Raw genomic sequence first — 7,944 nt, forward strand, 5'->3', positions numbered from 1 at the left:
GGGGGTTTCGCCGCGCCGCATGGCCTCGGTCCGAAGGTCGGACTGGTCGGAGCCATCCGGCCGGGCGTCGGTCCGGCCATCGACGCCTCGAGCGCCATGACCGGCATCGGGGCGGACGTCCCGGCCGACATCGTCCCGGCCGCCACGATCGGCGCTGTCCTGAGCACGCTGCCCGGCGCTGCCCGGCGCGTGCTGATCGATATCCGCCTGGCCATGCTGACCTGCGTTCAGCGTGGGTTGTTCGCCGTCGCGAGCGCCGGGATCGGTACCGGTTCGGATGCCCTGGCCGATATCGTCCCCGATACCGAGGTCAGCGCTGCCCTCGCCACGCTGTCCGGAACTGCCTTGGACGGCCTGGCCCGCGTCGCCTGGGGTGGCCCGGCTTCCATCGCCCGCGTCGCCCCGGCTGATGTCGCCCTGGTCGGGCCGGTCCGCGCCGCCCAGGTTCCCCACCGCCTCGCCGCGCGCGCCCCCGCTCCGCTCCGCAGATGTGCCCGCGCCGCTACCGGTGTTCTCCGGGCGGGAGTCGGTTCCCTGGCCCTGTGGTTGCTTGTCGGCGTTCGAGTCGGACACGCGCTACCCCTCGCTTTGGCGGAACGGTGATTCGAGGTCAGCCTACTGAGCAATCCGACCGGCGGTGCACAATGATCGGCATGACCTCCTTCGGTGATCTGCTCGGGCCCCAGCCGGTGTTACTCCCGGATAACTCCGATGTGGAGGAGGCGCTGCTCGACGGCCAGGACCCGGTGCGGGTCGCGGCGGCGCATCCGACGGTTTCCCTCGCGTGGGCGCAGCTCGCCGAGGACGCCCTGCAACGCGGCGAATCGGTGACCGATCCCGACGGTGACACGGTCAACGCCGACGTCATCGCCGCCTACGCCTTCGCCCGCACCGGCTACCACCGCGGCCTGGACCTGCTGCGCCGCAACGGCTGGAAGGGTTTCGGTCCGGTGCCGTGGAACCACGAACCGAACCAGGGCTTCCTGCGTGCCGTCGGCGCTCTCGCCCGCGCCGCCCGTGCCATCGGCGAAACCGACGAGTACGCCCGCTGCCTGGACCTCCTCGAAGACTGCGACCCGCGGGCCGCGGCCGAACTCGGCCTGGACTGACGCCGATTTGAGCAGTGCACTGGGCGGCAAGCTCACCACCGCGCGCGAGTCGAGCGCCACGCAACTGCGCAACGCCACCAAGCGGGTGCGCAGTTCGTGGCTGCCGATCGTGCAGTGCGCGGTGGCCGCCGGGCTGGCCTGGTTCATCTCCCACAATGTGATCGGCCATACGCAGCCCTTCTTCGCGCCGATGGCCGCGATCATCTCCACCGGCGTCTCCTTCGGCGCGCGGATGCGCCGCGCGGTGGAACTCATGGTGGGCGTCGCGGTCGGCATCGGCATCGGTGACCTGTTCATCTCCTGGGTGGGCACCGGCGTCTGGCAGATCGCCCTGGTGGTCGCGGTCGCCATGACGGCGGCGGTGTTCCTCGACAGCGGCAGCATCATCACCGCGCAGGCGGCCAGTTCCGCGGTGCTGGTGGCGACCCTGCTGCCCCCGCACACCGGCGGCAGCTCGCTGCGCATGATCGACGCCCTGGTCGGCGGTCTGGTGGGAATCGTTGTGGTGGCGGCGATTCCGCTGCATCCGGTGCGCCGCGCCCGGCAGCAGGCCGCCGACATCCTCGAGGTGATGCACTCCAGTCTGATGGACTGCGGCGCGGGCCTGCTGGAACATGACGCCGCCAAGGTGAAGGAGGCGTTACAGGCGGTACGCGGCACCCAGCCGCAGATCGACAGCCTGCGCGACACCCTGAAGGGCAGCGAGGAGGTGATCCGGCTGTCCCCGCTGTACTGGAACGCCAAACCGCGCCTGGAACAGTTGCGCACCGCCGCCGACCCGCTCGACAATGCCGTTCGCAATACCCGCGTACTGCTGCGCCGCGCCCTGAGTTCGGTGCGTGACGACGAGATCCTGGACCCGCGCCTGGTCACCGAGGTGGAGAAGCTCGGTGAGGCGGTGGAGGTGGTGCGCCGCATGGTGCTCGCAGATCCGGGCGAACAACCCGATCCGGCGGAGGCCACCCGGGTGCTGCGCACCGTGGCCAAGGGCGCGACCAAGGATCTGGTGGCCGACGCGGGTATCTCCGCGCACGTGGTGTTCGCGCAGCTCCGTTCGATCGTGGTCGATCTCATGGAGGTCTGCGGCATGAAGCGGCTGTCGGCCATCGCCCTGCTGCCGCCCACCGTGGCCAATCCCTATGTGACGCCGGTCGATTGACATCACCCGCCGGGGCGCGGCCTACGCACTCGCCCGGGGGCCGTCGCTGTTGATCTTCGAGTAGTCGGCTACTCGCGTGGATATCGTCGCCCGTTCCTAGGGTTTCGTCGTGGGCCGTACCTCGAGGGGTGGTGCGGCCCGCCCTACATCCAGAAGCGGGTGAGCGAGAAGCCGTTGCCCGCCCAGCCCGCCGGAATGCCGGAGAGTTCGAACAGCGTCCGCACCGTGCCGAAGAACACCGCGCCGATCTCCGGCACGAACAGCATGGCCACCAGCAGCAGGATGCCGTACGGCTTGATCTGGTCGAGCGAGCGGCGCGTCTTGTAGCTGAGTGAGGGCTCCAGAATCCCGTAGCCGTCGGTGCCCGGCACCGGCAGCAGATTGAGCACCGTCGCGAAGATCTGCAGGAAGGCCAGGAAACTCAGCCCGTACCAGAACACCTCGTGCGAATCGGAGCTGCCGAACAGGCGGATCACCAGCAGCAGCACCACCGCGCACACCAGGTTCACCGCGGGGCCGGCACCACTGAGAATCCGCTGCGTGCGCGGGCTGAAGTTGTGCGAGTGCACGTACACCGCACCGCCGGGCAGTGCGAATCCGCCGATGGCGATGAAGATCAGCGGCAACACGATGGACAGCAGCGGGTGGCTGTACTTCAACGGGTTCAGGGTGAGGTAGCCGCGCAGTTCGACCTCGCGGTCGCCCGCCCGCCACGCGGTGTACGCGTGGCCGAACTCGTGCAGGCACACCGATACGATCCAGCCCGCCACCACCAGGATGAACACGCCGAGCCGAGCCCGCATCGACGATGCGTCCCCGTTCCAGGCCAGCACCCCGCCCAGCACGGTCACACCCACGAACAGCAGGAATACCGGGCTCGGCCGCACCGACCCGGACCTGCGCCCCACCGACTGCGGATAGTTCATCGCACTCCTAGCGCACCAGCAGCCACGGCTCGTGGTGCCGGTAGAAGGTGGATCGCCGCACGGTGTTGTCGCTGCTCACGCCGTCCCGGACAACCAGCGCGCCACGGGTGCCCAACTGCATGGCGCGACCGGCCACCCATTTGCGCTTGCGCAGCCCCCGCTGCACGGTGGCGTGCAGTCCCGGCATCTCCAGCATGGGCGAAACGTGCAGCGCCGCAGCCTTGCCGGTGAACAGGCGGGTGTCGTCCACGTACGCTTCGCCCTCCAGCTTCTCACCGCTCGGGCCCACGATGCTGGCGCGGCCGATGAGCACCTTGCCGGTGTCGTCGCGGATGAGCGGGGTTTCGCGCGCGGAGCCCTCCAGGGCCTTCTTGGCGGCGGCGTTGCCGGTGCCGGTCTGGTAGGCGCGTGAGCCGTAGGTGCGGTCCACGGGCACGTAGCCGATCTCCACATGGAGTCGTTCGGTGCGCATGAGGTGGGTGAGCACGGCGGCCAGTCCGGCGTCCTCGCCGAGCACGATCAGGCGGGGCAGGCTGTCGGCGGCCAGCACCGGCAGCATCTCGTCCAGGGCGGCGGGATCGGGAATGGCGGCGGTCTGCACCATCGGCAGCGATGCCAATGCGATCGGTACCGGTGCACCGTTGCAGCGGAGAACATGGGTACTCAACTGCCGTACACCCTCCTCGGACCTGACAATTCGCCTCGCCTCGCCGCGTCTCGGACCGAGCGCCTGCCGGTCCGCACCGATGCCACCATAGTCCTGTTCAGTTGCCTCCGCTTCGCTCCTCGTCACGGCGGGCGGGGCGGGAACCTGGGGGTATGCCCGTATCCACTAGACTGTGCGTCCGGCCACCGCCTTGTGACGGCGGGTAGCTGCAGTGTCACCGACGCTGCGTGTCGATCCCGTAGGAGACTCCTGATGCCGGCAATCGTGCTGATCGGCGCCCAGTGGGGCGACGAGGGCAAAGGCAAAGCAACCGATCTGCTCGGCGGCAGGGTGCAGTGGGTTGTCCGCTACCAGGGCGGCAACAATGCCGGTCACACCGTGGTACTTCCCAACGGTGACAATTTCGCGCTGCATCTGATCCCGTCCGGCATTCTCACCCCCGGTGTGACCAACGTCATCGGCAACGGCGTGGTCGTCGACCCGGGTGTACTGCTGGCGGAGCTGGCCGGTCTGGAAGAGCGCGGCGTGGACACCTCCCGCCTGCTGCTCTCGGCCGACGCGCACCTGATCATGCCCTACCACGTGGCCATCGATAAGGTCACCGAACGTTTCCTCGGCAACAAGAAGATCGGCACCACCGGCCGCGGCATCGGCCCCTGCTACCAGGACAAGGTGGCGCGGGTGGGCGTGCGCGTCGCCGACGTGCTGGACGAGAAGATCCTCACCCAGAAGGTCGAGGCCGCACTGGAATTCAAGAACCAGGTGCTGGTGAAGATCTACAACCGCCGCGCGCTGGACCCGCAGCAGGTGGTGGACGAGGTGCTGGAGCAGGCCGACGGCTTCAAGCACCGCATCGCCGATACCCGGCTGCTGCTCAACCAGGCGCTGGAGAACGACGAGACCGTGCTGTTGGAGGGTTCGCAGGGCACGCTGCTGGACGTCGACCACGGCACCTACCCGTACGTCACCTCCTCCAACCCGACCTCCGGCGGCGCGGCGGTGGGTTCCGGCATCGGCCCGAACAAGATCGGCGCGGTGCTGGGCATCCTCAAGGCGTACACCACCCGCGTCGGCTCCGGCCCGTTCCCGACCGAGCTGTTCGACGAATCGGGCGCGTATCTGGCCAAGACCGGCGGCGAGGTCGGCGTGACCACCGGCCGCGCCCGCCGCACCGGCTGGTTCGACGCGGTGATCGGCCGCTACGCCACCCGCGTCAACGGCATCACCGACTACTTCCTCACCAAGCTCGACGTGCTCTCCAGCCTGGACACCATCCCGATCTGCGTGGCCTACGAGATCGACGGCGAGCGGGTCGAACAGATGCCCACCACCCAGACCGAATTCCACCACGCCAAGCCCATCTACGAGGAGATGCCCGGCTGGTGGGAGGACATCTCGGGGGCCCGCACCTTCGAGGAGCTACCCGCCAACGCCCAGGCGTACGTGCTGCGCCTGGAGGAACTCTCGGGAGCGCGCGTGTCCTGCATCGGCGTCGGCCCGGGCCGCGACCAGACCATCGTCCGCCACGACGTGCTGGGCTGACCGAGCCGCGTCGCACGTCCGCACAGCGCCCGCCCGCCGCATCCGCGGTGGGCGGGCGCTGTTGCGATCCGGGTTACGCCGCCGTTCAGTAGAGCGGGGTCAGCGGTGCCAGCGGGTCGGCGGCGTGCGGCGTCAACGCCGAGTAGGCCGCGGCAATGGATTTCACGGCCAGCCGCAGATCCGTTTCCTCCTGGGTGTAGGGGAGGCGGAGGAAACGTTCGAACGCGCCCTGGACGCCGAAACGCGGTCCGGCGGCGAGTAGTACGCCGTGGTTGGGGGCGGTCGCGGCGAGGGCGGTGGAGACCGGGGTGGGCAGTTGCACCCACAGCGACATGCCGCCCGCACCCTCGGTGGTGGGCCGCCAGTCGGGGAGCTCCTCGGCGAGCGCTTCCAACAGTGTCGCGCGGCGTGAGCGCAACTGCTCACGGCGTTGCGCGAGAATGGCATCCGCGTTCTGGAGCAGATGCACGGTGGCCAGCTGATCCATCACCGGGGTGCCCAGATCGACCGTGGAGCGGGTGCCAAGCAGCTTGGTGATGAGTGACTGGTTGGCGCGCACCCAGCCGACACGCAGGCCGCCCCAGAAGGACTTGGACGCCGAGCCGATGGTGACGATCTCCGCGCCGCGAGCGAAGGCGGCCGCGGGCGGCAGCGGCTCGCCGCCGGTGAGGTCCAGGTCCACCATGGATTCGTCGACGATCACCGTCATCCGGGTGTCGCGGGCAATGGCGGCCAGTTCGGCGCGCCCCGCCTCGTCCAGCCGCAGTCCGGTCGGATTGTTGAAGTCCGGCACCAGGTACGCCACGCTGGCGGCGGTCTGCCGTGCCGCACTGCGGATTCCGTCCAGGTCCCAGCCGTCGGGCAGCAACGGCACCGGCACCGGACGCGCCCCCACATCGCGGATGGCCTCGATGGCGTTCGGATAGGTGGGGTGTTCGATGAGCACCCGTTCCGCCGGGGTGGTCAGCACGTTCAGCAGCAGCCGCAGCCCGTGCTGCGCGCCGAGGGTGACCAGGATCTGCTCGGGGTCGGTGGGCAGCCCGCGTTCGGTGTAGCGGCGGGCCAGGGCCTCGCGCAGCATGAGCATGCCGACCGGGTCCATGCCGTGGGTGCCCAGGTAGGTGGGCAGTCCTTGCAGGGCAAAGGAATACGCATCCTTCATCTCCTGTGGCGCGGACATGGCGGCATAGGTCATATCGATGGTCGGCAGTTCCGGCTGCGCCATCATGGCCAGCAGGCTGCGCGCCGGTTTGGTGCCGTCGTGCACCACGGTCGGCGGCAGCGCCACGGTGCTGCGCGACCCCTGGCGGCTGATGAGGTAGCCGTGCTCGCGCAGCAGGGCGTAGGCGGAGGTGACGGTGGTGCGGCTGACGCCGAGGGTGGTCGCCAGATCGCGCTCACTGGGCAGCGCGATGCCGAGTGGGGCGCGGCCGTCGTGGATGAGCAGCCGTATCCCTTCGGCCAGCGCCAGATACGCGGGCCGGGGGGAGCGGCGGGCGGTATCGGACTCGCCGCCGGGCCGGGACTCGGCCGGGCCGTCGCCCTCCGCGCCCCGGGCTCCGGGCTCGTCCTGCCGCCACCGTCCCAGGTCTCGCGCCAGGCTGGCCGCGCCGATCACTCGTGTCGCCATACAGGCCAGTATCCGGGTAGTGGATATTTGATTCAAGTGCAACTGGCTTCATTCTTGGGCCATGACCTCGTTGCTGTTCTCCATCGCGGTGGTCGGCTGCTTCGGCTGGCTCGTCTACCACTTCGCCCCCGCCCCCGGTGAGCGCTGGGATCGCCTGCTCACGCGGTATCGGCCGCATGCCCCGATGGCGGACTGGTCGGCCGGTGACTATGACGATCAGCGGCAGTTCGTCGATCTGGACGCCGCGCGAACGCGCCATGAGTCGGCAGTCCAGTCTTAAAAAACTGGCATGCTCGAATCTCTGATGGTCGAGACGGATATGTCGGTCACCCTGTGCACACTGGCACTATGCCCTACCCGGAACGTCCGCTCGCCGCGGCGCTCTTCGATACCGCGATAGGCCCCTGCGCCATCGCCTGGAGCGCCGTCGGCGTGCTGCGCTTCCAACTGCCCGAGGACGGTGCGGAGGCCACGCTGGCCCGCATCACCCGGCCCTATCGCGGCGAGCCGGTCGCGCCCGCCGAACCCACCTTCGACATCGGCAAGGCCATCGCCCGCATCCAGGCCCACCTCGCCGGTGACCTCGACGACCTGCGCTGGATTCCGTTGGACACCACCACGATTCCGGAGTTCCACCGCGCCGTCTACACCGTAACCCGCGCCATCGCCCCCGGCCACACCCTCAGCTACGGCGAGGTCGCCACCCGCGTCGGCATGCCCCATGCCTCCCAGGCGGTCGGACAGGCCATGGGCCGCAACCCGATTCCGCTCATCATCCCCTGCCACCGGGTGCTGGCCGCAGACCACGCGCTGCACGGCTTCTCCGCCCACGGCGGACTCACCACCAAACAGCGTCTGCTGGAGATCGAGCGCACTCCGGGCTTCGGAGAGCCGACCCTGTTCTGACCGCG

General features: G+C 69.2%; 9 protein-coding genes. 6 read left to right on the plus strand and 3 right to left on the minus strand.

Going from position 1 to position 7,944, the window contains the following annotated elements; genetic code table 11:
* From QK444_RS27975 to QK444_RS27985, 3 genes are all read left to right on the plus strand, one after another.
* On the plus strand, positions 1-603 hold a 603-nt coding region (locus QK444_RS27975; RefSeq protein WP_282785140.1), incomplete at its 5' end, for a hypothetical protein.
* A gap of 50 nt (positions 604-653) precedes the next feature.
* Positions 654-1,109, plus strand: a complete 456-nt coding sequence (locus QK444_RS27980; RefSeq protein WP_282785141.1) for a DUF3151 domain-containing protein — start codon at positions 654-656, stop codon at positions 1,107-1,109.
* A 7-nt stretch (positions 1,110-1,116) separates the two neighbouring features.
* Complete coding sequence (locus QK444_RS27985) at positions 1,117-2,268, plus strand: FUSC family protein (protein WP_172544779.1); 1,152 nt, start codon at positions 1,117-1,119, stop codon at positions 2,266-2,268.
* Between the two features lie 143 nt (positions 2,269-2,411).
* Here the strand turns inward: QK444_RS27985 and QK444_RS27990 are convergent, their stop codons facing one another.
* The gene (locus QK444_RS27990; RefSeq protein ID WP_282785142.1) at positions 2,412-3,194 is read right to left on the minus strand and encodes a site-2 protease family protein; all 783 of its coding nucleotides are present in this window, start codon (positions 3,192-3,194) and stop codon (positions 2,412-2,414) included.
* 7 nt (positions 3,195-3,201) lie between these two features.
* Positions 3,202-3,798 carry a hypothetical protein gene (locus QK444_RS27995; RefSeq protein ID WP_282785143.1) on the minus strand — a complete coding sequence of 199 codons (597 nt, stop codon included), beginning with the start codon at positions 3,796-3,798 and terminating at the stop codon, positions 3,202-3,204.
* A 315-nt stretch (positions 3,799-4,113) separates the two neighbouring features.
* Between QK444_RS27995 and QK444_RS28000 the strand changes: the two genes are divergently transcribed.
* Positions 4,114-5,403: an adenylosuccinate synthase gene (locus QK444_RS28000; protein ID WP_282785144.1), complete on the plus strand. Its 1,290-nt coding sequence runs from the start codon at positions 4,114-4,116 to the stop codon at positions 5,401-5,403.
* A gap of 85 nt (positions 5,404-5,488) precedes the next feature.
* Here QK444_RS28000 and QK444_RS28005 read toward each other — a convergent pair whose 3' ends face one another.
* Positions 5,489-7,033: a PLP-dependent aminotransferase family protein gene (locus QK444_RS28005; RefSeq protein WP_282785145.1), complete on the minus strand. Its 1,545-nt coding sequence runs from the start codon at positions 7,031-7,033 to the stop codon at positions 5,489-5,491.
* Between the two features lie 61 nt (positions 7,034-7,094).
* On the opposite strand from QK444_RS28005, the gene QK444_RS28010 reads away from it, so the two are divergent.
* Positions 7,095-7,313, plus strand: a complete 219-nt coding sequence (locus tag QK444_RS28010; RefSeq protein WP_195123922.1) for a hypothetical protein — start codon at positions 7,095-7,097, stop codon at positions 7,311-7,313.
* A 68-nt stretch (positions 7,314-7,381) separates the two neighbouring features.
* Complete coding sequence (locus QK444_RS28015) at positions 7,382-7,939, plus strand: methylated-DNA--[protein]-cysteine S-methyltransferase (RefSeq protein ID WP_282785146.1); 558 nt, start codon at positions 7,382-7,384, stop codon at positions 7,937-7,939.
* Positions 7,940-7,944: the final 5 nt, after the last annotated feature.

The organism is Nocardia sp. CC201C (genome assembly GCF_030010695.1).
Lineage (GTDB): Bacteria > Actinomycetota > Actinomycetes > Mycobacteriales > Mycobacteriaceae > Nocardia > Nocardia otitidiscaviarum.

Coding starts and splice junctions, on each gene's coding strand:
- QK444_RS28005 (WP_282785145.1), bottom strand. CDS start 7,033: ATGGCGACACGAGTGATCGGCGCGGCCAGCCTGGCGCGAGACCTGGGA.
- QK444_RS27990 (WP_282785142.1), bottom strand. CDS start 3,194: ATGAACTATCCGCAGTCGGTGGGGCGCAGGTCCGGGTCGGTGCGGCCG.
- QK444_RS28015 (WP_282785146.1), top strand. CDS start 7,382: ATGCCCTACCCGGAACGTCCGCTCGCCGCGGCGCTCTTCGATACCGCG.
- QK444_RS27980 (WP_282785141.1), top strand. CDS start 654: ATGACCTCCTTCGGTGATCTGCTCGGGCCCCAGCCGGTGTTACTCCCG.
- QK444_RS27995 (WP_282785143.1), bottom strand. CDS start 3,798: ATGGTGCAGACCGCCGCCATTCCCGATCCCGCCGCCCTGGACGAGATG.
- QK444_RS28010 (WP_195123922.1), top strand. CDS start 7,095: ATGACCTCGTTGCTGTTCTCCATCGCGGTGGTCGGCTGCTTCGGCTGG.
- QK444_RS28000 (WP_282785144.1), top strand. CDS start 4,114: ATGCCGGCAATCGTGCTGATCGGCGCCCAGTGGGGCGACGAGGGCAAA.